Consider the following 23596-nt stretch of genomic DNA (forward strand, 5'->3'; position numbering starts at 1 on the left):
CCTTGTTATGCAAAAAGCGATAACAAGGGGCCCTTCCTTGCACCTACGGGCGGTGAGATGGGCTGACGGTCTTGGCGGGGTCGCGTTCGACGATGGGTTCGACGATTTCGTCGATGGCCTTGAGGAGGCCGGCGTCGAGCTTCACGCCGGCGGCCGCCGCGTTGTCGCGTACCTGGTCGGGGCGGGTCGCGCCGACGATCGCCGAGGAGACGTTCGGGTTTTGCAGCACCCAGGCGACCGCGAGCTGGGCCATGGTCAGCCCGGCCTGCTCGGCCAGTGGCTTGAGGCGCTGCACGGTGGACAGCACCTCGTCGGTCATGAACCGCTGGATGAAGTTGGCGCCGGACTTCTCGTCGGTGGCCCGCGAGCCCTCCGGCGGCGGCTGGCCCGGCAGGTACTTGCCGGTCAGCACGCCCTGCGCGATCGGCGACCAGACGATCTGGCCGAGGCCGAGCTCCTCGCTGGCCGGCACCACCTCGGCCTCGATGACCCGCCACAGGATCGAGTACTGCGGCTGGTTGGAGATCAGGGGGATGCGCAGTTCGCGGGCGAGCGCGTGCGCGGCGCGGATCTCCGAGGCCCGCCACTCGGAGACGCCGATGTAGTGCGCCTTGCCCGAGTGCACGACGTCCGCGAACGCCTCCATCGTCTCTTCCAGCGGCGTGCTCACGTCGTACCGGTGGGCCTGGTAGAGGTCGACGTAGTCGGTCTGTAGCCGGCGCAGCGAGCCGTTGATCGACTCCATGATGTGCTTGCGGGACAGGCTGCGGTCGTTCGGGCCGGGGCCGGTCGGCCAGTAGACCTTCGTGAAGATCTCCAGCCCCTCGCGGCGCTCGCCCTTCAGGGCACGCCCGAGTACGGCCTCCGCGCGCGTGGCGGCGTACACGTCGGCGGTGTCGAATGTGGTGATGCCCACATCGAGGGCGGCGCGCACGCAGGCGAGCGCGGCGTCCTCCTCGACCTGGGAGCCGTGGGTGATCCAGTTTCCGTACGAGATCTCGCTGACCAGCATGCCGGAACGGCCAAGGTGTCGGAACTCCATGAGCCCCAACCTATCTACAGCACCGGCTTGGTGTCGGCGAGGAGCCGGTCTATCTCGTCCATCACATCGCCGCGGCTCGGGTGCACCGGGTCGATCAGCGGCTCACCACGGCGGTCCAGCGCGCCCCACTGGCCGGTGCCGTTGCCGACCAGGAACGCCACCGGGTGGATCACCACGGCCGGGTGCACCGGCGGGACGATCATCCGCCCGGTCCGGTCCACCACGCCCTTCCGGCCACCACCGTCCACAATGGCCAGTCCCTCGTCGGTGAACCCGTCGACGTACCGGCCGTCGGTCAGGGCGGTCGCGAAGCCGGAGAAGCGGGTCGGCAGCACCACCCGGCCGGTCTTGTCGACCGCGCCCCAGCCGCCCTTACGCACGGCCGCGATGCCCCGCCGGAACGGCCGTACGTCGTCGAAGCCGTTCGGGATCACGATGCGGCCGCTCTTGTCGATCGCGATCCAGTTGCCGGTGCCGTCCCGGGACACCCAGGCCAGCCCGTCGGAGAACGAGCCCACGCCGAAGTACCCGGCCGACGCGGTGATGAGCTGCTGGCCCGCCTCGTCGATCAGCTCCCAGGTCTGCGCCTCCGGCCGGCGTACCCAGGCCACCCGGTCGCGGAACGGCTGCACGTCGGCGTAGTCGGGCGGCACCACGAACGTGCCCTCCGCGCCCGCGTACCCCCAGCGCTGGACCCGGTCGCTGAACGCCGGGGCCGGCGGCCGGTGGATCTGCAGGATCTCGTCCTTGGTACGCGGGTACGGGCCCATGCCGTTCTGGGCGACCTTGTTGAACACCGCGTCCAGCGCCAGCTCGGTGCGGGCGATGAGGTCCGGGTCCTCGACCTTGCGCAGCTCCAGCGCGCGCTCGAAGTGGTTGCACGCCTCCATGTACCGGCCCTGGTCGTAGCAGGACCGGCCGGCGTGCTCGTGCATGGTGGCGCGCAGCCGGTCGGGCAGCTCGGAGGAGTTGGCCTCCTCGAAGAGCCGGTCGGCCTCGGCGAAGTCGCCCCGCCACTGGAGCACGTGCGCCAGCCGGGCCTGGGCGATCGCGATCCGGCGCAGCTCGCCGGTCGCCTCGGCGTGGGTCACGGCCAGCTTGGCGTCCGAGAGGGCCTTGCCGAGGTCGCCGAGGATCCGGGAGACCACCGCGCGCAGGCTCAGCAGCCGGGCCCGCGCACGGTTGTCGCTGGCCGTCTCCAGCTTCTCGGTCAGCCGGTCCCGGATCTCGCGCAGCTCGTCCGGGTCTTCGACCAGCTCGCGCAGCGTCTCGTGGTGGAACCGCCACTGGTACGACGACAGCACCTGCTCCGGGTCCGGCGCCGCCGGCTCGGCCGGATCCGCGGTCTCGGGCGGCTCCGCGGCGTCGCGCCGGACGATCGGGGCGAGCATCGTGGGCGCCCCGAGCGCGGTGGCCGCCCCCGCGGCCGGGCCGGCGGGCGCCGGCAGCACCGTGTCGGGGCTGGCCGCGGCGACGGGCTCGTCCGCCGGCTCGCCGGTGGCCTGGCGTTCGCCCAGCGGCTGCGTGTCGGCCTCCGGCGGCTCGGTAAAGGGTGGCGCGCTCACCGGGGGCGCGGAGACCGGCGCGTCCAGCGACGCCGCCGGCGACACCGGCACGGCTGGCGAGACCGGCGCCGGGGCGGCCGGCGAGGTGGGCGTCATTTTCGCGAACCAGCCGGGTTCCGCGCCGGACTCCAGGGCGTGGTGGTCGGTCTCCGGGGCGGCGGGCCGCCGCGGCCGGCCGGCGGCACCCAGCGCAGCGGGCTCGGCTGTTCCGGGTACGGCGCTTCGGCCGGCCGGGACGGCTCGACGACCCGGGGCGGCGCCGTGCGGCTCTCCACGATCCGGGGCGGTGGCGTGCGCGTCTCCGCGGCCGGTGGCGTGCGGGTCTCCGCGGCCGGTGGCGGCTGGGTGCGGCCGCCCAGCTGCTGCGTGTCGCCGTCGATGAGCCGCTGCTGCGGCCGGCTCGGCTGGGCCCGCCCGGCGGCCGGCTGGGTGCGCCCTTGCGGCGCCTGGCCCTGCTGGGCCCGTCCCTGTGGCGCCTGACCTTGCTGGGCCCGTCCCTGCGGCGCTTGGCCCTGCTGCGTCTGGCCCTGTGGCACCTGGCCCTGCTGGGCCCGTCCCTGTGGCATTTGGCCCTGCGGCGCCTGGCTGTGCTGGGCCTGCCCCGCGGGGCCTGGCCGGCGGCCGGTTGCGCCGGCGCGGCACCCCATTCCGGCCGGGTGTCCCATTCCGGCCGGGCGTCCCACTCCCGCGAGCCGTCCCGGTCCGGGCGGCCGTCTACGCGGGGACTGTCCCATTCGCGCGGTCCGTCCGCACGGACGCCGCCGCCGCGCTGTCCCTCCGAACGCTGGCTGTCCCAGTCCGGGCGGGTGTCGCCGCGCTGGCTGTCCCAATCTGGGCGGGTGTCGCCGCGCTGGCCGCCCCACTCTTGGCGATCATCCCAGCGCGGCTGAGGGCCGGGCTCCGACCGCTCGTCGCGCCGTTCGCCGGTGGCCCAGCGGTCGTCGCGGGTCTCCGCCGCGGGACGCCGGTCCTGGCGCTGGCCCGGGCGCGGCCCGACCGGCTCGGCGGGGTGGCGGGCGTACCGGGAGGAGCGGGTGTGGCGGGCGTGCGGCCCGGTTGCGCGGCGCCTGGCCGGCGGCCGGGCGCGGGCGTGGGCGACCACCGGATGGACCCGCCGCCGCTGGGCGGTTGCACGACACCGCCCCGGCCGTCCTGCGCGATCGGCTTCGGCGCGGGCTGCTGCGCCGGGCGGGCGCTAGCCGGGTAGACGCCGGCGCTGCCCCGGGACGGGGTGGCGGGGGCGCGGCCCGACGCGGCCGGGCGCCGCCCGTTCGACTGGTCTTCGGCCTGCTGGCCGGTGTCGCCGGGGTAGCGCTGACCCGGGTGCAGGGCCTCCCACTCGCCGGTCGGTTCGTCGACCCACGAGGGCTCCTCCCGCCCCCGGCGATAGCCGATGAAATCTTCGCTCACGTCGCCGCCTCGCCCGCTTCGGTGGTCGCACTCGGGCCGGAGCTTGTTCTTGCTTCGCTCACGGCCGATGTCACCTCGTCGAAAAATCTATCGCTAGGCGGGCGCACGCACCGGGTACAGTCTCCCGGCTTGGGTGAAGCGTGGTCGCTGAAGGAGGGTATCGGCGTGGGCTTGGTCAACGCCACTGCGCCACCACCCGTACGCCGAAACGTTGTCGACAGCTTTCGGACATTTACCGCCATAACCGGATCAGGTTTCCGCCGTTACGCCACCTATCGGCAGGCGACGGTGGCCGGCGCGTTCACCAACACGGTATTCGGTTTCCTACGGTGCTACGTCCTCCTGGCGGTCGCCGGGGCCGCCAGCCGCGGGCTCGCCGGCGGGTACGACCGGGCGCAGCTCGCCACGTTCGTATGGGCGGGCCAGGGGCTGCTCGCCGTGGTGCTGCTGTGGGGGTGGAGCGAGCTGGCGGACCGGATCCGCAGCGGTGACGTGGCCGGCGACCTGCTGCGCCCGGTCAACCCGGTGGTCAGCTACCTCGCCGCCGACCTGGGCCGCGCCGGGCACGCCGTGCTCACCCGCTTCGTCCCACCGGTGGTCACCGGCCTGCTCTTCTTCGACATGTACGTGCCGGGCCGGTGGTTCACGGTGCCGCTCTTCGCCGTGTCCGCCGTCCTCGCGACGGTGGCCTGCTTCGGCTGCCGGTACCTGGTCAACTCCGTGGCGTACTGGCTGGCCGACGCGCGCGGGCCGATGATCGCGTGGGTGCTGGGCTCCGGGGTCCTCTCCGGGCTCTACTTCCCGCTGCGCTTCATGCCGGACTGGCTGGCCGTCGCGCTGTGGGTGGCCACGCCGTTCCCGAGTCTGTTGCAGACGCCGCTGGACGTGCTGGTCGAGCGGGATCCGCCGGCGATGCAGGTGGGGCTCGTGGCGGTGCAGGCGTACTGGGCGGTTTTGTTGATCTCCGCCTGTCTGTGGGTGCAGCGCCGGGCCGAGCGCAAGCTGGTGATCCAGGGTGGCTGAGGGTGACGTGCCCCGCCCGTACCTGGCGCTGCTGCGCGGCCAGGCGCGGGCCCAGGCGGCTTACCGCGCCTCGTTCGTGATCGACCTGGCCAGCAACGTGTTCGCCACGGTCATGGACGTGCTGACCGTGCTCGTGCTCTTCCGGGTGAGCCGGACGCTCGGCGGGTTCACGCTGCGCGAGGCGATGGTCATCGTGGGCATGTCCGCCGTCGCCTTCGCCGCCGCCGACCTCGCGGTCGGCAACATCGAGCGGATCAAGACGTACGTGCGGACCGGGTTGCTCGACGCGGTCCTGGTCCGGCCGCTCGGCGCGCTGCCGCAGCTGCTGCTCATGGACCTGCCGCTGCGCAAGATCTCCCGGACCATCTTCGGCGCCACGGTGTACGCGGTCGCGCTGGGCGCCGCCGGCATCGACTGGACGCCCGCGCGGGCCGTGCTCGTCGTGGTCGCCCCGCTCGCCGGCGTGGTCTTCTTCGGCGCCATCTTCGTGGCGAGCGCCGCCGTCGCGTTCTGGTGGGTGGAGACGGGGGAGATCGGCAACGCCTTCACCTACGGCGGTCGGGACTTCGCCACGTACCCGATAACTGTCTACAGTGGATGGTTTCGGCGCCTCTTCGCGTACGGCCTGGGCTTTGCCTTTGTGTCCTACTACCCGGCGCTGGCGCTGCTCGGCCGGACCGACCCGCTGGGCCTGCCGCCCTGGGTGGGATACGTGGCGCCGGGCGTCGCGGTGCTCGCCGCGGCGGCGGCCGCCGCCGTGTGGCGGGTCGGCATCAGGCACTACCGGAGTACGGGGTCATGACGGTGGTCATCGAGGCGCGCGGGCTGCGCAAGGAGTTCACGGTCCGGATCAAGCGGGGCGGCTGCGCCGGGAGAAACGGGTGGTCGCCGCGGTCGACGGCGTGGACCTGCGGGTCGAGCGGGGCGAGATGCTCGGCTACATCGGGCCGAACGGCGCCGGCAAGTCGACCACGCTCAAGATGCTCACCGGTGTGCTGATGCCCTCGGCGGGCGAGGCGCGGGTGTGCGGGCTGTCCCCGGTGCCGCAGCGGACCCGGTTGGCGCGCCGGATCGGGGTGGTTTTCGGGCAGCGCTCCCAACTGTGGTGGGACCTGCCGCTGCGCGACTCGTTCGACCTGTTGCGGCACATCTACCGGGTGCCCGCGGACGACCACGCGGGCCGGCTGCGCCGCTGCCGCTCGCTGCTGGACCTGGACGAGTTCCTGGACACGCCGGTGCGGCAGCTCTCGCTCGGGCAGCGGATGCGCGGGGAGCTGACCGCGGCGCTGCTGCACGGCCCTGAGGTGCTCTTCCTGGACGAGCCGACGATCGGCCTGGACGTGGTGAGCAAGCAGGCGGTGCGGTCGTTCCTGGCCGAACTGGGCGGGCGCGGTGACACCACGCTCGTGCTCACCACCCACGACCTGGCCGACATCGAACGGCTGTGCCGGCGGCTCGTCGTGATCGACCACGGCCGGGTGGTGCACGACGGGAGCATCGAGGCGCTGCACGCCCGGTACGGGTCGCGCCGCCGGGTGGTGGTCGACCTGGACGATCCGGTGTCGTCGTTCGCGGGAGCGACCGTCGAGGCCGAGGGGCGCCGCCTGGTCTTCTCGATCGACGGCTCGGCCGCGCAGGTCATCGCGGGCCTGGCGGGCCTGCCGGGGCTGCGGGACATCGCGATCGTCGAGCCCGACATCGAGGAGGTCGTGGCCCGGCTGTACCTCAGTCCGGGTGCTCCATGACGAGTACGACCAGCGTGTCCGGTTCCAGCGCCTCGTACACGTGCTCCACGTCGCCGGGGAAGGCGGCGTAGTCGCCCGGACGGAGCTCGACCGGCTCGGCGGCCGGGCCTGTGCGCACCCGCCCGCGGGCCACGATCATGTGCTCCACGCTGCCCGGGATGTGCGCCTCCGCCTTGCGGGACGAGCCCGGATCGAGCTCCACGAGGTAGATGTCCCGCCGCGCGTGCCGGGAGCCGACCGAGAGCAGGATGCCGGTGAAGTCGGCCTGCTCGGAGCGGATGCCGGGGGCCTCGCCGGCGCGGATCACCCGGACCGCCGGCGTGGGCGGCTCGACCAGGCGGCTGAACGGCACGCCCAGCGCCACGCCCAGCGACCAGAGCGTCTCCACGCTGGGGTTGCCGCTGCCGGCCTCCAGTTGGGAGAGCGTCGACTTGGCGATGCCGGCCCGCCGGGCCAGCTCGGTGAGCGAGATGCCGGCGCGTTCCCGCTCGCGGCGCAGGGCGGCGGCGATTGTGGCGAGCGGAGGCGTTGTTCGGTCCATCGTCCGATCCGTTCGACTTGACGAACACGGGTGCGTGTGTTCACTATTTTGAACTATGCGTACGGCAGAGCGAACGACCGACCGGGCCTTGGTGCGCGACGTCGGGGCGATCGGCCTTGCCGCGTTCGCCGTCGGCCTCTCGTTCGGCGCGATCGCGATCGCCTCCGGGCTACCCGGGTGGGCGGTCATCACCATGTCCCTGATCGTCTTCGCCGGTGGCTCCCAGTTCATGGCGGTCGGCCTGGTCACGGCGGGCAACCCCATCGCCGCGGTCTTCGCCGGGCTGCTGCTGAACGCCCGCCACCTGCCGTTCGGCCTGGCGGTCGCCGACGCGGTCGGCACGGGCTGGCGCCGCCAACTGGTCGGCAGCCACATCCTGATCGACGAGTCGGTGGCGTTCACCATGGCCCAGTCGGACCCCGCGGGGCGGCGCCGGGCGTACTGGCTGACCGGCGGGACGCTCTTCGTGACCTGGAACGTCGGGACGGTGCTGGGCGTACTGCTGGGCGGCTCGGTCGGCGACCCGGACGCGCTGGGGCTGGACGCGGCGTTCCCGGCCGGCCTGATCGCGCTGCTGCTGCCGTCGCTGCGCGAGCGGGACACCCGCAACGTCGCGCTGGGCGGGGCGGCGCTGGCCGTACTGACCACGCCGCTGCTGCCCGCCGGCCTGCCGGTGCTGCTCGCGCTCGGCGGGCTCCTGCTGGTGTGGCGGCGCTGATGCTGATCGCGGTGATTGTGGCGCTGGCGGTGGGGACGTTCGGCTTCCGGCTGGCGGGCGTCGTCCTGCGCGACCGGCTCGACCTGCCCGCGCCCCTGCAACGGATCCTGCCGCTCGCGGCCGCGGCGCTGCTGGCGGCCCTGGCCGGGACGGCCGCGCTGACCGACTCGGGCGGGTTCGCCGGCGTGTCCCGGCCGTTGGGCGTGGCCGTCGGCGCGGTACTGGCCTGGCTGAAGGCGCCGTTCGTGGTCGTGGTGGTCGCCGCCGCGCTGACCGCCGCGCTGCTACGCACCCTCGGCGTCCCCTGATCACAGTTCCCGAGCGCGGGGGACAAAAGTCCCGCGCGGCCGGGACGCCGGGCGGACCACGATGCTCTCGAAGGACCACTCGACCTCGAGTGCAAAGGAGAGCGCAATGAGCGCAAGTCCCATCTTCGTCGTCGCCGCAAACAACACCGCCTTCCACGTTTACCGCGACGCGCAGAGCGTCGTGGACACCAAGGAGTTTGACGCCGACCAGCTCGCCTCGGTCGAGTTTTTCGACGTCAACGGCCGCCGGCTCACTCCGGTACTCAGCGACACGGGGACGCTGATGGGCCTGAGTGACGCCGGCGGCCAGTCCGACGTGCCCGCGGTGCAGGCGCGGCTGGCCGCGGTACGGCAACACCTGGCAGCCACGGTGGACAAGCGCATAACCAAGGCGGCTCCGCCCACCGTCACCTCGGTCGAGGCGCTCAGCCGGCTGCCCGTGCTCGACGGGCGTCCCCTCGCGGAGTGCTACGTGCTCCTTGAGCCGATATTCGGACACGCCTACGGTGGCGTGGCCGGCACCCGCCATGACGGGAGTTGGTGGCACAACTTCTGGGCGCACTAGCGCTTCGGGCGCACTGACAGGCTCGCGGGTACGCGCGCCGATCCACGATCGGCGATCAGTTGGAGGTCGTGATGGGCGACATACCCGGCACGCCGGGGCCCCGGCGGTGGGTCGTCGCCGCCGGCCTCGCGGCACTGGCGGCGGTGGCCGCCGCGGCGCTGGCCGGCCAGCTGGTCGACGACCGCGCGGTGCCGATCGGCAACATGGTCCTGACGGCGGCCATCGCGGTGCTCTTCACACCCATGGCCGCCCTGATCCTCGCCGGGGTGCCCGGGCACCCGGTCGGCCGGCTCATGCTGGCCGCCGGGGCGATCGCGTGCGGGTCGGTGGTCGCCGGCAGCTGGGCGGGGCCGGTCGCGCTGGCGTGGGCGTACCAGTGGTCGGGCTGGCCGCCGCTGGGCCTGACGGTCCTCGCGCTGCTGCTCTTTCCCGACGGGCGGCTGCCGTCCCGCCGATGGCGCCCGCTCGCCTGGCTGATCGCGGGGGCCACCGGCGTCGCGACGGTGGCGCTGGCGGTGGCCGCGATCGACCATCCGCGCACCCTGGTGACCACCGTGGACACCCCGCTGACCGGCCGGGCCGCCGCGCTGGAGGCGGTCGCGAAGGTGGCGATCCTCGTCGCCGGCGCCGGCCTGATCGGGGTGCTGGTGTCGCTGGTGCTGCGCTGGCGGCGCGCCGCGGGGGAGGTCCGCCAGCAACTGGCCTGCCTGCTGCCCGCCGCGGTGCTGATCCCGCTGGCGCTGGCGGTGGACGGGGCGCTCGGCCTCGCCGGTGCGTGGGCGCTGGCGGCGGCGGCCATGCCGGCGGCGATGACCCTCGCGGTGCTGCGCTACCGGCTGTACGACCTGGATCGCATCGTCAACCGCACCGTCGTCTGGCTGGTGATGAGCCTGCTGGTGATCGTGGGCTTCGTGGCGATCGTCGCGCTGCTGCGTGACCTGGTCATGGGTGGCAGCACCTCGGACGCGTCGCTGGTGGCCACCGGGCTGATCGCGGTGGCGTTCGAGCCGGTGCGCCGGCGGGTCCAGCACGGCGTCGACTACCTGCTCTACGGCGACCGCGACAACCCGTACAAGGTGATGGCCAGCATCGGCGACGTGCACGGCAAGACCACCGACCCGGACGCCGTGCTGCCGGTGCTGATGCGCACGATCGCCACGTCGTTGCGGTTGCCGTACGCCGCCGTGGAGCTCGCCGACCACGGCTCACCACGCGTCTCCGCCGAGTACGGCCGGCGCACCACCCAGGTGGAGGAGTTCGACATGGTTGCCCACGGCGAGCGGCTCGGCCGGCTGCTGGTCGGCCCGCGCAGCTCCGGCGGTCACTTCAGCCGGCGCGAACGGCAACTGCTGGACGACGTGGCGCAGTACGCCGCGGTGGTCACCGAGGCGACCCGCCTGATCCGCGACCTGCAGGAGTCCCGCGAACGACTGATCATGGCGCGCGAGGAGGAGCGGCGGCGGCTCCGGCGGGACCTGCACGACGGGGTGGGCCCGGCGCTCACCGGCCTGTCGATGCAGGTGCGGGCCGCGCGCAAGTCGGTCACCGAGCCGGCGCGGGTCGGCGAGATCCTCGACGTACTGGCCGCCGACCTGCAGCTCTGCATGACCGAGGTGCGCCAGCTGCTGGACGGGCTGCCCCGGCCGGCCGAGCTGGACGACGGGCTGGAGGCCGCGCTGCGGGCCCAGTGCCGGCGCTTCGAGGGCCCGGCACTGGCACTGGACCTGTACGTCGTGGAGAGCCTCGACGGGTTGCCCGCGGCGGTCGAGGTGGCCGCGTACCGGATCGTCGGCGAGGCGCTGACCAACGTGACCAAGCACGCCCGCGCGCGTACCTGCCGGATCACCGTCGGCCGGCGCCGCTCGCTCAACATCGAGGTCGTCGACGACGGCGTCGGGATCGAGGCCGCGGCCCCCAGCCAGCGCGGCGTCGGGCTCGACTCCATGCGGGAACGCGCCGAGGAGCTCGGCGGCGAGTGCTTCGTCACCGCCGGCGAGCCGCGCGGCACGGCGGTCCGCGTCCACCTGCCGATCCCCAGCATCCCCCTTAGGGGACATACGCCGAAATTGGAACACCGCTAGCATGCGGAGACGTGATTGCGCCCCAGCGGGTTCTGATTGTCGACGACCACCCCGTCGTGCGGCGCGGTCTGCGGGCGATGCTCGAGGGTGAGCCGTGGGTCCGTGACGTCGTGGAGGCCGCGACCGTCGAGGAGGCCGTCAAGGAGGCGGTCAGCCAGCAGGTCGACGTCGTCGCGATGGACGTCGCCCTGCCCGACGGCGACGGCATCGACGCCACCCGGCGCATCATCCAGCTCTGCCCGCGGGTCAACGTCCTGATGGTGACGTACTACGACGACGAGGACCGGGTGGCCCGGGCGCTGCGCGCGGGGGCCCGCGGCTACGTGCTCAAGGACACCGAGCCGGACACCGTCGTCGACGCGCTGCGGACCGTCGCGAACGGCGGTGTGGTCCTGGGCCCGCGGATCGGCCCGGACGTGCTGGCCGCGCTCCAGCGGGCGCCGGCCACGCTGCGGCCGCCGTTCGACACGCTCACCCCGCGGGAACGCGAGATCCTCGCCGGCCTGGTGCGCGGCGACAGCAATCCCAAGATCGCCAGGCACCTCAACCTGAGCGAGAAGACGGTCCGCAATCAACTGTCCATCGTGTTCACCAAGCTGGGCGTCGCTGATCGGGTCCAGGCGGCTCTTCTCGCCCGCGATGCGGGCATCGAACCCTAGTTTCCTTCCCGGCTGCCCGGGACGTCCGTCCCTTCGGGCCGGGACAGCGTGAGGCGCATGGTGCTGGCATGACGTGGTCTCCGGGGGGCCGGCTGCGGGAGGAACGACGCTGGGTCAGCGTGCTTTTCGCCGACGTGGCCGGCTTCACCGCGCTCGCCGCCAGGCTGGATCCGGAGGACGTGCGGGCGCTCCAGATCGAATACTTCGCCCGGGTCAGCCGGGTGGTCCACCGCTGGCGGGGAGTGGTGGAAAAGTACGTCGGGGACGCCGTCCTGGCGGTCTTCGGGGCGCCGCACTCCGACGAGTACGACGCGTACCGGGCGGTGCTGGCCGGCCTGGAGATCCAGCGGGAGCTGGCCGGCCTCGCGCTCCCGGACGGGTCACCGGTCCGGGTGCGGGTGGGCATCGCCAGCGGCGAGGTGGTGGTCGACCTCGCCGCCGTCCGGGACGGCGGCCAGGCGCTGGTCTGCGGTGATGTGGTCAACACCGCCGCGCGGGTGCAGGCGCTGGCCAAGCCGGGCAGCGTCGTCGTCACGGCGGCCACCCGGCGGGCCACCGCGACGATGGTGCGCTACCGGGAGCTGGCCGCGATCACGCCGGCCGGCAAGCCCGAGCCGATCGACGTCTGGCGGGCGGACGCGGCCGTACCGCCGCAGCCGGACCGGCACGACGCGCCGATGGTCGGGCGCCGGGCCGAGCTGTCCGGGCTCGCCGCCCGGTTGGGCGAGGTCGCGCGTGCGCGTACGCCCGCGCTGGTGTCGGTGGTCGGGCCGCCCGGGATCGGCAAGTCCCGGCTGGTCCGCGAGGCCGCGCGGGCCGACGCGGTGGCCCGCTGGTGGTTCGCCCGGTGTGCGCCGGCCGGCGCCGGCCCGTACGCGCCGCTCGCCGACGTGGTGCGCGGCCAGGCCGGCGTGCGGGACGGCGACGACGCGCCGACCGTCCGGCACCGGCTCACCGAGTGGGCCGGCGCGCTGGTCGAGGCCGGCGAGCTGCCGCGGGTGGTGGACGGGCTCGCCACGCTGCTCGGGCCGCTGGCCGCGCCGGACCCGCACGTCGAGTGGGCCTGCCAGCACCTGCTGCGCGCCGCCGCCCGGCAGCCGCTCGTGCTCGTGCTGGAAGACCTGCACCACGCCGACGCGGCGACGGTCCGGTTCGTGCGCGACCTGCCGGCCGCGGCGCCCCGGCTGCCGCTCACGGTCCTCGTCACCGACCGGTCCGAGCTGCGGTTGGGCGAGACCGTGCCGCTACGCCCGCTCACCAACGACGAGACCCGCCGGCTGCTGGGGCGGCTGCTGGGTCGCGCGGCACCCACCGACCGGCTGTTGCGGCTCGTCGGTGGCGTTCCCGGGTACGCCGTCGAGCTCGCCCGGGCCGGCGTCGGGGCCGGCGGCGTCTGGACTGAGGAGCGAAGCGACGAGGGAAGGCGCCGCCTTCCAGGCCCCGGCGCCCGCGCGAGCGAAGCGAGCGCCAGCAGGCACAGTGAGCAGATCCCCGAGCGGGTACGGCGCAGCGTATCGGCCCGGCTCGACCAGCTCGACGAGCCGGATCGGGCGGTCCTGCAGGCCGCCGCGGTGCTCGGCGACGCGGTACGGGCGGACGCGGTGAGCGCCCTGCTGGGCGCCGACTCCGCGTACGCGCGGGCGGCGCTGCGCCGGCTGGAGCGCCGCGGCCTGCTGGCCCGCCGCGCGTCGGCGACGAGCCAGCTGGAGTACGGCTTCGGCGCGGGCGTGGTCCGGCAGGTCGCCTACGCGCGGCTGCCCCGGGCGGTGCGCGTCGACCACCACCGGGCCGCGGCCGAGTGGCTCGGCAGGGGGTTGGCCCGGCGCCGGGCCGGGGTGGACGAGGAGCGGGCCCGCCACCTGATCGCCGCGTCCGAGCTGGCCCGCGCGCTGCACCGGGACGCCCGGCCGTACGTGACGGCCGCGTGTGCCGCGCTCGCGATGGCGGCCCGGTGCGGCCCGGTCAGCCCTCCTCGAACGCGCCGACGTTGGCCTCGATCCACTCGACCAGCGGGCGGAGCCGGCGCCAGTCGGTGCGTACCAGGTCCAGCGCGGCCCGGCCCTCCACCTCTGGGCCTGCGGGATGCCGGCGACCGGCGACCAGCGACTCGTGCCGCATCAGCTCCAGCCGCGGGTGGTCGGCCGGGCAGCCGCGCGGCCGGGTCTTCACCCGGTCGCCCGAGGGCGCGAAGCCCTGCCGCGCGAGCGTACGCATGATCTTGTCGAGGCCGGCCCCGGTGTCGTCGCCGTCGACCGCGGCGCGGTAGCGGGCGGTCTGGCCCCGGCTGTGTGCGTGAAACCCGGCGGCCGTGAACAGGCCCTCGGCGTCGACCTGCACGTAGTAGCCGACCCCGCTGGCCACCTCGCAAAACGCGCCCTGATGCGTCTTGTACGGCGACTTGTCCGCGGAGAAGCGCACGTCCCGGTACGGGCGGAAGATCTTCGGCTCGCTCTGCACCGCCGAGGCCAGCTCGTCGGCCAGCGCCGTGAGCGGGGCGCGCACGCAGCGGTCGTACACGTCCTTGTTGGCCGTCCAGTACGTCTTTGAGTTGTCCGCCTCCAGGCCCTCGTAGAACGAGAACGCCTCGGCCGGAAAGCCCGCGAACGTCTTAGATTGCGTCACCGATCTGCACCTTGGGCTTGGGCATCCGCATCCGGCGGAACGTGATCGAACGGGTCACCGCGTACAGGTAGAGCGAGCCCGTCCGCTGGGTCGACTTCGGGAAGCGCTCCCGGACGAGCTTCTTGACCTTGCGGCAGATCAGGATCGAGTCGACGATCACACCGAGGGCGAGGGCCGCCCACAGCAGGTTGGACACCAGCCGGATCTGCGCCGGCATCGCGCCCGACGAGCCGATCAGCACGATCAGCGCGCCGCCGAAGAACCACGTGCCCACCGTGCGCCGGGAGTCCACCACGTTGCGGACCAGCAGCCGCTCCGGGCCGCGGTCGCGGGCGAGCAGGTAGCGCTCGTCGCCCGACCGCATGCCCTCCGCGCGCTCGGCCCGGTCGGAGCGCTGCCGCTCCCGCATCCGCTTGTACGCCTCGCGCCGGTTGGACGGCGCCGGCTCGGCGGCCCGGCGGCGGTTGCTGCTGGCGCGCTTGGGGGTCTGCACGCCGAGCTCCTTCTTGCTCGGCGTGTAGCCCTTCGGGCGCGCGGCCTCGTCCTCGACGAGGTCGGCTTCGGGAGCGGCCTCGACGAGGTCGGCGGACTTGCGACGGAACAGTGACGGCACGTTGTGAAGGGTAGCCGGTTCAGGACCGCTCGGCGTGGGCGCCCAAGGCCGCCAGCTTCGCCTCGAAGTCCTCGTAGCCACGGTTGATCAGATCCACGCCGTACACCCGGGAGGTGCCCTCGGCGGCGAGCGCCGCGATGAGGTGGCTGAACCCGGCGCGCAGGTCCGGGATGACCAGGTCGGCGGCGTGCAGCTTGCTCGGCCCGGCGATCACCGCGGAGTGCTTGAAGTTGCGCCGGCCGAAGCGGCACGGGGTGCCGCCCAGGCAGTCCCGGTAGACCTGGATCGTGGCGCCCATCGTGTTGAGCGCCTCGGTGTAGCCCAGCCGCTGCTCGTACACGGTCTCGTGGACGATCGACAGGCCGCGGGCCTGGGTGAGCGCGACCACCAGCGGCTGCTGCCAGTCGGTCATGAAGCCGGGGTGGACGTCGGTCTCGATGGCCACCGCGCGCAGCTCGCCGCCCGGGTGCCAGAACCGGATCTTGCCTTCCTGGCCGGCCGCCGGGCGGGCGTCGATGACCTCGTACGCGCCGCCGACCGACCGGAAGACGTTCAGGAACGTCATCATGTCGACCTGCTCGGCGCCGATCACCTCGATGTCGCCGCCGGTGGCCAGCGCCGCGGCCGCCCAGCTCGCCGCCTCGATGCGGTCCGGGATCGGGCGGTGGCTGTAGCCGCTGAGCCGGGGCACGCCCTGGATCTCGATGACCCGGTCGGTGTGCACCTTGATGATCGCGCCCATCTTCTGCAGGACGCAGATCAGGTCGACGATCTCCGGCTCGACCGCCGCGTTGCGCAGCTCGGTCACGCCCTCGGCCATCACCGCGGTCAGCAGGACCTGCTCGGTGGCGCCGACGCTCGGGAACGGCAGCTCCAGCTTGGTGCCGTGCAGGCCGTTCGGGGCGGTCAGGTGCATGCCGTCCGGGGCCTTGTCGACCACCGCGCCGAACTCGCGCAGCGCCTGGATGTGGAAGTCGATCGGGCGCGGGCCGATGTGGCAGCCGCCCAGGTCCGGGATGAACGCGTGGCCCAGCCGGTGCAGCAGCGGGCCGCAGAACAGGATCGGGATGCGGCTGGAACCGGCGTGGACGTTGATCTCGTCCGTGCTGGCACTCTCCACATTGGCCGGATCGAAGACCAGCTCGCCGTCTTCCGCGCCGTCGCTCACCTTGACGCCGTGCAGCTCCAGCAGCCCACGGACGACCTCGACGTCGCGGATGCGCGGTACGTCGTACAGCCGGCTCGGCGCATCGCCGAGCAGTGCCGCGACCATCGCCTTGGAGACGAGGTTCTTGGCACCGCGGACCCGGATCTGTCCGTGCAGTGGCGTGCCGCCGTGCACGGTCAAGACGTCATTCACGGTCAACGCAGAACCTCCAGCCGGTGGTTTCCCTGACGGCTACATACCCTCGATCGCCGCCCGGGCAGCATAGCGCTCCGTGACCTTAATCCGGGGGTGCGCACCGCACGAGGTGGCACGAAACAGGGAGCGCGTAAAGGTAGGGCTACCGTCCGTTACGGCAGGGCGAGCATCTGGTCGAGCGCGACGCGCGCGTGATGCGCGGTGTCGGCGTCGACGGTGATCTGGTTGACCAGGCGACCGGCGGCCAACTCCTCCAGCGTCCACACCAGATGGGGCAGGTCGATGCGGTTCATCGTGGAGCAGTAGCAGACGTTTCGTTCCAGGAACATGATCTGCTTGTCGGGGTGCGCGTTCGCGAGCCGGCGTACCAGATTGAGCTCGGTGCCCACCGCCCACGCGGAACCGGCGGGCGCGGCGTCAATGATCTTGATGATGTACTCGGTCGAGCCGACGTAGTCGGCGGCCGTGACGACGTCGAAGCGGCACTCGGGGTGGACCAGCACGTTGACGTCCGGGACCCGGAGGCGGATCTCGTCGACGCTGCTCTTGGTGAAGCGGCCGTGCACCGAGCAGTGCCCGCGCCAGAGGAGCATCTTGGCCTGGCCGAGCTGCTGCGCGGTGAGGCCACCGCCCGGCTTGTGCGGGTCGTAGAGCAGGCAGTCGTCGGCGTCGATCCCCATTTCCAGGATCGCGGTGTTGCGGCCCAGGTGCTGGTCGGGCAGGAAGAGCACCCGCTGACCGCGCTCGAACGCCCAGGTCAGCGCCCGCTTGGCGTTGGACGAGGTGCAGACCACGCCGTGGTGGCGGCCGACGAAGCCCTTGATGTCGGCGGAGGAGTTCATGTACGTGATCGGCACCGTGGAGTCGGCCACACCCGCGTCTTCGAGCAGCTCCCACGCGGTCTCGACCTGCGACAGCACGGCCATGTCGGCCATCGAGCAGCCGGCGGCCAGGTCGGGGAGCACCACCTTCTGCGCGTCGGAGGTGAGGATGTCGGCGCTCTCCGCCATGAAGTGCACGCCGCAGAAGACGATGAACTCGGCGTCCGGGCGGGCGGCCGCCTCGCGGGCCAGCTTGAACGAGTCGCCCGTCACGTCGGCGAACTGGATCACCTCGTCCCGCTGGTAGTGGTGCCCGAGTATGAAGAGCCGGTCGCCGAGGGCGGCCTTGGCCCGCGCCGCCCGCTCGACGAGCGTCGGGTCGCTGGGTGCGGGCAGCTCGCCGGGACACTCGACGCCGCGCTCGGCGGACGGATCGGTGCCCCGCCCGAGCAGGAGCAGGGCGGCACCTGTGCTGGAGGGCTCAGTCCACGTCTCTGTCACGCCGTCCATTCTGCGCCCCGGCGCGATCCCGATGCTGTGTCCTGCCACACTGCGGACTCATGCGCGTACTGATCTGCCCGGACAAGTTCGCCGGCACGCTGTCGGCGCCCGCGGTCGCTCGTGCCCTGTCGGAGGGCTGGCGGTCCGCCGTGCCGGGCGATCAGGTGGTAACCCGGCCGCTGTCCGACGGCGGGCCAGGGTTCGTCGCGGTGCTCTCCTTCCTGGGTACGTCGTTCGACGTTCCGACGGTCGACCCGCTCGGCCGCCCGGTCACCGGTTCGGTCGTGCTGGCCGGCGACACCGCGTACGTGGAGAGCGCCCAGGCGTGCGGGCTGCACCTGCTCGCTTCCTCGGAAAGAGACCCGCTGGGCGCCACGTCGTACGGTCTGGGGATCCTGGTCGCCCACGCGGTCGAGGCGGGCGCGCGGCGGGTCGTCATCGGGCTGGGCGGGTCGGCCACCAACGACGGGGGCGCGGGCATGCTCGCCGCGCTCGGCGCTGCGCCGGTGGACGAGGCCGGCTACGCGCTGCCGTACGGCGGGGCGGCGCTGACGGCGGTGGCCGGGCTGAGCGGCGTACCCCGGCTGCGGCCGGTGGACCTGGTGGCGGCGACGGACGTGGACAACCCGCTCACCGGGCTGTACGGCGCCGCCAACGTGTACGGCCCGCAGAAGGGCGCATCCCGCGCCGACGTGCTGCTGCTGGACGGCGCGCTGGCGCGGTGGGCTTCTGTTTTAGAAAGGTTGGCGACCTGCCCGCCGGGCCTGGCGGACCTGCTCGGCGCGGGTGCCGCGGGCGGGCTGGGCGCCGCCATTTTGGCGCTCGGCGGCCGGTGCGAGTCCGGCATCGGGCTGGTGACCCGGCTGATCGGCCTGGACGCGGCGCTCGACGAGGCGGATCTGGTGATCACGGGGGAGGGCTCGTTCGACCACCAGTCGCTGCGCGGCAAGGTGGTCGCCGGGGTGGCCGGCGGTGCCCGCGACCGCGGCCTGCCCTGCCTGGTGGTGGCCGGCCGGGTCAGCACCGGCCGGCGCGAGGCGGCCGCGGCCGGCGTGACCGAGGCGCTGGCGCTGGCGGACCGCTTCGGCCTGGACCGCGCCATGGCCGACCCCGCCACCTGCCTGCGCGAGCTCTCCGCCCACCTAGCCACCCAATGGAGCCGCTGACCTTGCAAGGAAGGGCACCTTATTATGCAAAAGGCGATAACAAGGTGCCCTTCCTTGCAGGCTAGATGCATGTGCATTAGATGTATGGGCATCTGGTAGGATGCCGGTGTGTCCGTGGATCCGGGGCTCGTTGCCGAGTGGCGTGCGCTGGCGCAGCGCTACCACGACGCTTCGTGTGCGCTGGAGCGCGAGCTGCAGGAGCAGCATGGCCTCGGCATGAGCGAGTTCGAGGTGATCGACCGGCTCGCCGGCGCCGACCAGGCCAAGCTGCGCATGCAGGAGCTCGCCGACCTGGTCCACCTCAGCCAGAGCGCGCTGTCGCGGGCGGTCGCCCGCCTGGAGCGTGACGGGCTGGTCTGCCGGGCCCTATGTGAGCAGGACCGGCGTGGTGTCTTCGTCACACTGACGGAGGAGGGCCGGCGGCGCCAGGAGTCCGCCCGACCCACCCAGCGAGCCGTGCTCGCCGACGTTCTGGGGTCCGCTGACCTAAACTCGAAGGACAGCCGATTGGGAATCGCCGGCCAGCGGGCTAGCGTTGCCTGATAAGTACCGAACCAACCGCACCGGCGCAGGGAGACTTGCAAGTGACCACTTCGACGCAGTCCGAGTCGACCGAGGCTAAGGCCCCGACCACCGTCGTCCTCACCGACGTCGCGGCGCAGAAGGTCAAGGCTCTGATCGAGCAGGAAGGCCGCGACGATCTGCGGCTGCGGGTGGCAGTGCAGCCGGGGGGCTGCTCGGGCCTTCGCTACCAGCTCTTCTTCGACGAGCGCTCGCTCGACGGCGACGTCGTGAGCGACTTCGGCGACGTAGCGGTCGTCGTCGACCGGATGAGCGCGCCGTACCTCACGGGCGCGACCATCGACTTCGCCGACCGGATCGACGCCCAGGGCTTCACCATCGACAACCCCAACGCCCAGGGGTCGTGTGCCTGCGGCGACTCGTTCCACTAGGAAACCATCGTCTATCGGAAAGCGGGACCGCCTGTACGGCGGTCCCGCTTTGTGCATAGGCTGGCCCGCGCACTTGTTTCGCATCCGACCCCGAGGGCCGACATGAAGATCGCCGTTACCGGCTCGATCGCCACCGATCACCTGATGCATTTCCCGGGTCGGTTCGCCGATCAGCTCATCGCCGATCAGCTGCACAAGGTCTCCCTGTCGTTCCTGGTCGACGACCTGGTCGTACGGCGGGGCGGGATCGCGGCGAACATCGCCTTCGGCATGGCCCAGCTCGGCCTGCACCCGGTGCTCCTCGGCGCGGTGGGCGCGGACTTCGCGGACTACCGGTCCTGGCTGGAGCGGCACGGCGTGGACTGCGAGTCGGTGTACATCAGTGAGGTCGCCCACACGGCCCGCTTCGTGTGCACCACCGACGTCGACATGTGCCAGATCGCGTCGTTCTACGCCGGCGCGATGAGCGAGGCCCGCAACATCGAGCTGTCGCCGGTCGCCGCGCGCACCGGCGGGCTCGACCTCGTCCTGATCAGCGCGAACGACCCCGACGCGATGATCCGCCACTCCGAGGAGTGCCGGATCCGGGGGTACGCCTTCGCGGCCGACCCGTCGCAGCAGCTGGCCCGCATGGACGGCGGCGACGTGGAGAAGCTCATCAACGGCGCCGAGTACCTGCTCACCAACGAGTACGAGAAATCGCTGCTGGAGAGCAAGTCCGGGCTGACCGAGGCGCAGGTGCTCGACCGGGTCAAGGTGCGCATCACCACGCTGGGCAAGGACGGCGTCGAGATCGTCGGCAACGGCCTGGACCGCATCCACGTGCCGGTCGCCCGCGACGTCGACGCGGTCGACCCGACGGGCGTCGGCGACGGCTTCCGCAGCGGGTTCTTCGCCGCGCTCGCCTGGGGGCTCAGCCTGGAGCGGGCCGCGCAGGTGGGCTCGCTGCTCGCCGCGCTGGTCCTGGAGACCGTGGGCACCCAGGAGTACCTGGTCCAGCGGGACGTCTTCCTGGCCCGCCTCGCCGACTCGTACGGCGACGAGGCCGCCAAGGAAGTGGCCCCGCACCTGGGCTAGGACACCCGGCGCACCGCGTAGGCGTTCGGCGTCGGCGAGCCCAGGTACTCCTGGGCGCGCATGCGGCACCACGCCGGGATGTCGTTCGCCGCCGCGGGGTCGTCGGCCAGGACGCGCACGACCGTGCCCACCTCGACCTGGGGCAGGCGCTTGGCCAGCGCGATCACCGGGAGCGGGCAGCGCTGGCCGAGGCAGTCGAGCACCACCTCGCTCACAGGCCCACCACCCCCGCCTCGGCGCGCAGGTCGGACACCACGCCGGGCAGCTCCGCCAGGAACCGGTCCACCTCCGCCTTCGTCGTGTCCCGGTGCAGGGAGACCCGGACGTTGCCGTGCGAGAGCACGCCCATGGCCTCCAGCACGTGGCTGGGGCGCAGCGTGGACGACGTACAGGACGAGCCGGAGGAGACCGCGAAGCCGCGCCGGTCCAGCGCGTGCAGCAGCGCCTCGCCGTCCACGTACAGGCAGGAGAAGGTCACCAGGTGCGGCAGCCGCGCGTCCGGGTCGCCCACCACCTCCACGTCCGGCACGGTCGCCGCCACCACCGCCCGGATCCGGTCCACCAGCGGCGCCAGCCGCGCGGCCAGCGCGGCCTGATCGGCGCTCACCGCCCGCAGGGCCGCCGCGGCCGCCACGATCGCCGGCAGGTCACGGCACGTCTCCCGATCACCATCCGGGTACGGCGACAGCCAACGCACGCCCTTGCGCACCACCAGCAGGCCCACGCCCGCCGGACCACCCCACTTCCGGGCGCTCGCGGACAGCACAGACCACCCATCGGGTACGTCGACGCGACCGACCGACTGCGCCGCGTCCACGTAGAGCGGCACTCCGGCGGCGGCGCACGCCTCGGCCGCCGCGCGTACCGGCTGCAGCGTGCCCACCTCGTGGCTGGCGCTGATGAGGGCGGCCAGCGCGACCCCGGGCCGGGCGACCGCGTCCCGCCAGGCGTCCAGGTCCAGCCGGCCGAGGCGGTCCACCGGCACGCTCACGCCGCTCGCGCCGGCCGCGTAGAGCACCGCGGAGTGCTCGATCGCGGAGTGCACCACGGCCGTGCCGGCGCGGCTGCGCCCCTTCGCGGTCCCCAGCACGGCCGAGTGTGCCGCCGCGGTGCCGCTGGGGGTGAAAGCGAGCTCGTCGGGGCGTACCCGAAGAATCTCGGCGGTCGCGGCGCGCGCCGCGTCGAGAAGCTGGCGTGCCCGGCGGGCCTGCGTGTAGAGCTTGCCGGGGTCCGCCCAGCCGTCCTCAAGGGCGGCGAGCAGCGCCTGCCGCGCGACCGGATGGAGCGGCGCGCCGGCGGCCGCGTCGAAGAACGCCTGCATGCGAACGACGCTACCCACCCCCACGGCGTGTAGTAGACGCATGGTCGAGTAATGTGCCGTTTGCTCGCTACGGCACTGCTAGGGAGGCAGGACCAGGTGATCGCTAGGGGTACGCGCAACCGCCGAGTGGGGCGGCTCGCCGGGCTTGGCGCCGGTGCGCTGGCGGTGGTCACCCTGCTGGCCGGCTGCGATGTCGGGAGCGCGGTCGACGGTTTCGGCTGGCCGCAGGGCGGGATCACGCCGCAGGCCAACCGGATGTACGACCTGTGGATCGGCTCGGCCATCGCCGCGCTGGCGGTCGGCGCCCTGGTGTGGGGTCTGATCTTCTGGTGCATCGTGCGCTACCGCAAGCGGGGCGACGAGCTGCCGGTGCAGACCCGGTACAACATGCCGATGGAGTTCCTGTACACGATCGCGCCGATCCTGGTCGTGTGCGTGCTGTTCTACTACACGGCGGTCATTCAGACCGACGTCGACAAGACGCGGCCCAACCCTGACGTGGTCGTCGAGGTGGTCGGGTTCAAGTGGAACTGGCAGTTCAACTACCGCGACGGCACCGGCGCGGACGCCAACACGGTCGCCTCCACGCTCGGCTCCACCGACGTGATCCCCGTGCTCGTGCTGCCCACCGGCAAGCGGATCCGCTTCGAGGAGACCAGCAAGGACGTCATCCACTCGTTCTGGGTGCCGGAGCTGCTCTTCAAGCGGGACGTCTTCCCCGGCAACATCCGCAACGAGTTCGAGGTCGCGAGCATCGAGCAGGAAGGCCGGTACGTCGGCCGGTGCGCCGAGCTGTGCGGCACCTACCACTCGATGATGAACTTCGAGCTGCGTGCCGTGTCGCCGGAGAAGTTCGACCAGTTCCTGGCGGCCAAGCGGGACGGTGCCTCGACGCCGGAGGCGCTGAGCGCGATCGGTGAGCCGCCGCTGGCGACCACCACGAAGCCGTTCGACACCAAGCGCGACGCCGCGAACTTCAACCCGTCCAGCGGAAAGTGAGGGCAGCGCGATGAAGACCGAATGGCGGATCTTCGGCATCGTCTCGGTGTTCCTGTACCTCGCCTGCGTCGTGTACGCGTGGTGGACCAACGCCGAGATGGGCGAGATCGACTGGGTGGGCACCATCGGGCTGCTGCTGTCCGGGCTGCTGACCACGATGTGCGGCGGGTTCTTCTGGTTCGTGTCCCGCCGTATCGACCCGCGCCCGGAGGACCGCCCGGACGCCGACATCGTCGAGGGCGCGGGGGAGATCGGCTTCTTCAGCCCGGGTAGCTACTGGCCGGTCGGGCTGGCCGGGGCGGCGACGGTGGCCGGCCTGGGCCTGGTCTTCTGGATGTGGTGGCTGCTGGCGGTCGGGTTGATCGCGGTCACGTTCGCCACCTGCGGCCTCCTCTTCGAGTACTACACCGGCACAAGGCGCACCGCCGAGCACTGAGCCCTGCTGGCTTGGGCGCGCTCTTTTGGCGCGCCCTCTCGTGTGCGCGCTCGCTTGCGCGCGCCTC

24 protein-coding genes and 2 pseudogenes are annotated in these 23596 nt (G+C 72.7%); 15 read left to right on the forward strand and 11 right to left on the reverse strand.

Features of this window, described 5'->3' with window-relative positions:
- Window positions 1-43 precede the first annotated feature (43 nt).
- The 4 genes from Prum_RS28610 to Prum_RS28625 all read right to left on the reverse strand — a co-directional run bounded on the left by Prum_RS28610 (window position 44) and on the right by Prum_RS28625 (window position 4017).
- Window positions 44-1042 carry an aldo/keto reductase family protein gene (locus Prum_RS28610; protein WP_173079300.1) on the reverse strand — a complete coding sequence of 333 codons (999 nt, stop codon included), beginning with the start codon at window positions 1040-1042 and terminating at the stop codon, window positions 44-46.
- 14 nt (window positions 1043-1056) lie between these two features.
- On the reverse strand, window positions 1057-2703 hold the full coding sequence (locus Prum_RS28615; protein WP_246278155.1) for a WG repeat-containing protein: 1647 nt from the start codon (window positions 2701-2703) through the stop codon (window positions 1057-1059).
- On the reverse strand, window positions 2700-3173 hold the full coding sequence (locus Prum_RS28620; protein ID WP_173079301.1) for a hypothetical protein: 474 nt from the start codon (window positions 3171-3173) through the stop codon (window positions 2700-2702). The genes Prum_RS28615 and Prum_RS28620 overlap by 4 nt, the downstream gene beginning before the upstream one ends.
- Before the next feature lie 148 nt (window positions 3174-3321).
- The gene (locus Prum_RS28625; protein ID WP_173079302.1) at window positions 3322-4017 is read right to left on the reverse strand and encodes a hypothetical protein; all 696 of its coding nucleotides are present in this window, start codon (window positions 4015-4017) and stop codon (window positions 3322-3324) included.
- Window positions 4018-4305: 288 nt separating this feature from the next.
- Here Prum_RS28625 and Prum_RS28630 point away from each other — a divergent pair, with 288 nt between their 5' ends.
- The 3 genes and pseudogenes from Prum_RS28630 (at window position 4306) to Prum_RS28640 (ending at window position 6785) form a co-directional block, all read left to right on the forward strand.
- Window positions 4306-5040, forward strand: a complete 735-nt coding sequence (locus tag Prum_RS28630; RefSeq protein WP_308785384.1) for an ABC transporter permease — start codon at window positions 4306-4308, stop codon at window positions 5038-5040.
- Complete coding sequence (locus tag Prum_RS28635) at window positions 5033-5842, forward strand: ABC transporter permease (protein WP_173079304.1); 810 nt, start codon at window positions 5033-5035, stop codon at window positions 5840-5842. Before Prum_RS28630 ends, Prum_RS28635 begins: the two co-directional genes overlap by 8 nt.
- Window positions 5839-6785 (forward strand): annotated as a pseudogene (locus tag Prum_RS28640) (ABC transporter ATP-binding protein). The gene Prum_RS28635 and the pseudogene Prum_RS28640 overlap by 4 nt, the downstream one beginning before the upstream one ends.
- Here Prum_RS28640 and Prum_RS28645 read toward each other — a convergent pair.
- Window positions 6766-7326: a helix-turn-helix domain-containing protein gene (locus tag Prum_RS28645; RefSeq protein ID WP_173079305.1), complete on the reverse strand. Its 561-nt coding sequence runs from the start codon at window positions 7324-7326 to the stop codon at window positions 6766-6768. The pseudogene Prum_RS28640 and the gene Prum_RS28645 sit on opposite strands and share 20 nt — an antisense overlap.
- 55 nt (window positions 7327-7381) lie before the next feature.
- Here Prum_RS28645 and Prum_RS28650 point away from each other — a divergent pair, with 55 nt between their 5' ends.
- From Prum_RS28650 to Prum_RS52025, 6 genes and pseudogenes are all read left to right on the forward strand, one after another.
- The gene (locus Prum_RS28650) at window positions 7382-8044 is read left to right on the forward strand and encodes an AzlC family ABC transporter permease (RefSeq protein ID WP_173079306.1); all 663 of its coding nucleotides are present in this window, start codon (window positions 7382-7384) and stop codon (window positions 8042-8044) included.
- The gene (locus Prum_RS28655; protein WP_173079307.1) at window positions 8044-8352 is read left to right on the forward strand and encodes an AzlD domain-containing protein; all 309 of its coding nucleotides are present in this window, start codon (window positions 8044-8046) and stop codon (window positions 8350-8352) included. Before Prum_RS28650 ends, Prum_RS28655 begins: the two co-directional genes overlap by 1 nt.
- Window positions 8353-8458: 106 nt before the next feature.
- On the forward strand, window positions 8459-8917 hold the full coding sequence (locus Prum_RS28660) for a hypothetical protein (RefSeq protein WP_173079308.1): 459 nt from the start codon (window positions 8459-8461) through the stop codon (window positions 8915-8917).
- Window positions 8918-8988: 71 nt separating this feature from the next.
- Window positions 8989-10998, forward strand: a complete 2010-nt coding sequence (locus Prum_RS53925) for a sensor histidine kinase (RefSeq protein ID WP_173079309.1) — start codon at window positions 8989-8991, stop codon at window positions 10996-10998.
- An 11-nt stretch (window positions 10999-11009) separates the two neighbouring features.
- The gene (locus tag Prum_RS28670) at window positions 11010-11657 is read left to right on the forward strand and encodes a response regulator (protein ID WP_246278156.1); all 648 of its coding nucleotides are present in this window, start codon (window positions 11010-11012) and stop codon (window positions 11655-11657) included.
- A gap of 68 nt (window positions 11658-11725) precedes the next feature.
- Window positions 11726-12844: pseudogene (locus Prum_RS52025) on the forward strand (adenylate/guanylate cyclase domain-containing protein); the annotation flags it as partial.
- A 775-nt stretch (window positions 12845-13619) separates the two neighbouring features.
- On the opposite strand, the gene Prum_RS52030 reads toward Prum_RS52025, so the two are convergent.
- The 4 genes from Prum_RS52030 to nadA all read right to left on the reverse strand — a co-directional run bounded on the left by Prum_RS52030 (window position 13620) and on the right by nadA (window position 17577).
- Window positions 13620-14279, reverse strand: coding sequence for a DUF2461 domain-containing protein (locus Prum_RS52030; protein WP_246278157.1), 660 nt, complete (start codon window positions 14277-14279; stop codon window positions 13620-13622).
- Window positions 14266-14892, reverse strand: coding sequence for a DUF3043 domain-containing protein (locus Prum_RS28680; protein ID WP_173079311.1), 627 nt, complete (start codon window positions 14890-14892; stop codon window positions 14266-14268). The genes Prum_RS52030 and Prum_RS28680 overlap by 14 nt, the downstream gene beginning before the upstream one ends.
- A gap of 19 nt (window positions 14893-14911) precedes the next feature.
- Window positions 14912-16258 (reverse strand): UDP-N-acetylglucosamine 1-carboxyvinyltransferase, encoded by a 1347-nt coding sequence (gene murA / locus Prum_RS28685; protein WP_246278158.1) that lies wholly within the window; start codon window positions 16256-16258, stop codon window positions 14912-14914.
- A 149-nt stretch (window positions 16259-16407) separates the two neighbouring features.
- Window positions 16408-17577, reverse strand: a complete 1170-nt coding sequence (nadA, locus tag Prum_RS28690) for a quinolinate synthase NadA (RefSeq protein ID WP_173079313.1) — start codon at window positions 17575-17577, stop codon at window positions 16408-16410.
- A 59-nt stretch (window positions 17578-17636) separates the two neighbouring features.
- Between nadA and Prum_RS28695 the strand changes: the two genes are divergently transcribed.
- The 4 genes from Prum_RS28695 (at window position 17637) to Prum_RS28710 (ending at window position 20773) form a co-directional block, all read left to right on the forward strand.
- Window positions 17637-18743: a glycerate kinase family protein gene (locus Prum_RS28695; protein ID WP_173079314.1), complete on the forward strand. Its 1107-nt coding sequence runs from the start codon at window positions 17637-17639 to the stop codon at window positions 18741-18743.
- A 108-nt stretch (window positions 18744-18851) separates the two neighbouring features.
- Window positions 18852-19286 (forward strand): MarR family winged helix-turn-helix transcriptional regulator, encoded by a 435-nt coding sequence (locus Prum_RS28700; protein ID WP_246278159.1) that lies wholly within the window; start codon window positions 18852-18854, stop codon window positions 19284-19286.
- Window positions 19287-19327: 41 nt separating this feature from the next.
- Entirely contained in the window at window positions 19328-19696 is a 369-nt protein-coding gene (gene erpA, locus Prum_RS28705; RefSeq protein WP_173079315.1) for an iron-sulfur cluster insertion protein ErpA, read from the forward strand.
- A gap of 102 nt (window positions 19697-19798) precedes the next feature.
- Complete coding sequence (locus Prum_RS28710; RefSeq protein WP_173079316.1) at window positions 19799-20773, forward strand: carbohydrate kinase family protein; 975 nt, start codon at window positions 19799-19801, stop codon at window positions 20771-20773.
- Here Prum_RS28710 and Prum_RS28715 read toward each other — a convergent pair.
- Complete coding sequence (locus Prum_RS28715) at window positions 20770-20988, reverse strand: sulfurtransferase TusA family protein (protein ID WP_173079317.1); 219 nt, start codon at window positions 20986-20988, stop codon at window positions 20770-20772. The two genes, Prum_RS28710 and Prum_RS28715, sit on opposite strands and share 4 nt — an antisense overlap.
- On the reverse strand, window positions 20985-22094 hold the full coding sequence (locus Prum_RS28720) for a cysteine desulfurase family protein (RefSeq protein WP_173079318.1): 1110 nt from the start codon (window positions 22092-22094) through the stop codon (window positions 20985-20987). Before Prum_RS28720 ends, Prum_RS28715 begins: the two co-directional genes overlap by 4 nt.
- A 96-nt stretch (window positions 22095-22190) precedes the next feature.
- Between Prum_RS28720 and ctaC the strand changes: the two genes are divergently transcribed.
- Together ctaC and Prum_RS28730 are read left to right on the forward strand one after the other, a co-directional pair.
- The gene (ctaC, locus tag Prum_RS28725; protein WP_246278160.1) at window positions 22191-23093 is read left to right on the forward strand and encodes an aa3-type cytochrome oxidase subunit II; all 903 of its coding nucleotides are present in this window, start codon (window positions 22191-22193) and stop codon (window positions 23091-23093) included.
- Window positions 23094-23103: 10 nt separating this feature from the next.
- Window positions 23104-23529: a cytochrome c oxidase subunit 4 gene (locus Prum_RS28730; protein ID WP_173079320.1), complete on the forward strand. Its 426-nt coding sequence runs from the start codon at window positions 23104-23106 to the stop codon at window positions 23527-23529.
- Window positions 23530-23596 lie beyond the last annotated feature (67 nt).

Origin of the sequence: Phytohabitans rumicis (genome assembly GCF_011764445.1) — a bacterium.
GTDB classification, from domain to species: Bacteria; Actinomycetota; Actinomycetes; order Mycobacteriales; family Micromonosporaceae; genus Phytohabitans; species Phytohabitans rumicis.

Excerpts from the sequence above, each read along its gene's own strand:
- Prum_RS28610 (WP_173079300.1), bottom strand. The coding sequence starts at position 1,042 with ATGGAGTTCCGACACCTTGGCCGTTCCGGCATGCTGGTCAGCGAGATC.
- Prum_RS28615 (WP_246278155.1), bottom strand. The coding sequence starts at position 2,703 with ATGACGCCCACCTCGCCGGCCGCCCCGGCGCCGGTCTCGCCAGCCGTG.
- Prum_RS28620 (WP_173079301.1), bottom strand. The coding sequence starts at position 3,173 with ATGCCACAGGGACGGGCCCAGCAGGGCCAGGTGCCACAGGGCCAGACG.
- Prum_RS28645 (WP_173079305.1), bottom strand. The coding sequence starts at position 7,326 with ATGGACCGAACAACGCCTCCGCTCGCCACAATCGCCGCCGCCCTGCGC.
- Prum_RS28650 (WP_173079306.1), top strand. The coding sequence starts at position 7,382 with ATGCGTACGGCAGAGCGAACGACCGACCGGGCCTTGGTGCGCGACGTC.
- Prum_RS28655 (WP_173079307.1), top strand. The coding sequence starts at position 8,044 with ATGCTGATCGCGGTGATTGTGGCGCTGGCGGTGGGGACGTTCGGCTTC.
- Prum_RS28660 (WP_173079308.1), top strand. The coding sequence starts at position 8,459 with ATGAGCGCAAGTCCCATCTTCGTCGTCGCCGCAAACAACACCGCCTTC.
- Prum_RS53925 (WP_173079309.1), top strand. The coding sequence starts at position 8,989 with ATGGGCGACATACCCGGCACGCCGGGGCCCCGGCGGTGGGTCGTCGCC.
- Prum_RS28695 (WP_173079314.1), top strand. The coding sequence starts at position 17,637 with ATGCGCGTACTGATCTGCCCGGACAAGTTCGCCGGCACGCTGTCGGCG.
- Prum_RS28710 (WP_173079316.1), top strand. The coding sequence starts at position 19,799 with ATGAAGATCGCCGTTACCGGCTCGATCGCCACCGATCACCTGATGCAT.
- Prum_RS28720 (WP_173079318.1), bottom strand. The coding sequence starts at position 22,094 with ATGCAGGCGTTCTTCGACGCGGCCGCCGGCGCGCCGCTCCATCCGGTC.
- Prum_RS28730 (WP_173079320.1), top strand. The coding sequence starts at position 23,104 with ATGAAGACCGAATGGCGGATCTTCGGCATCGTCTCGGTGTTCCTGTAC.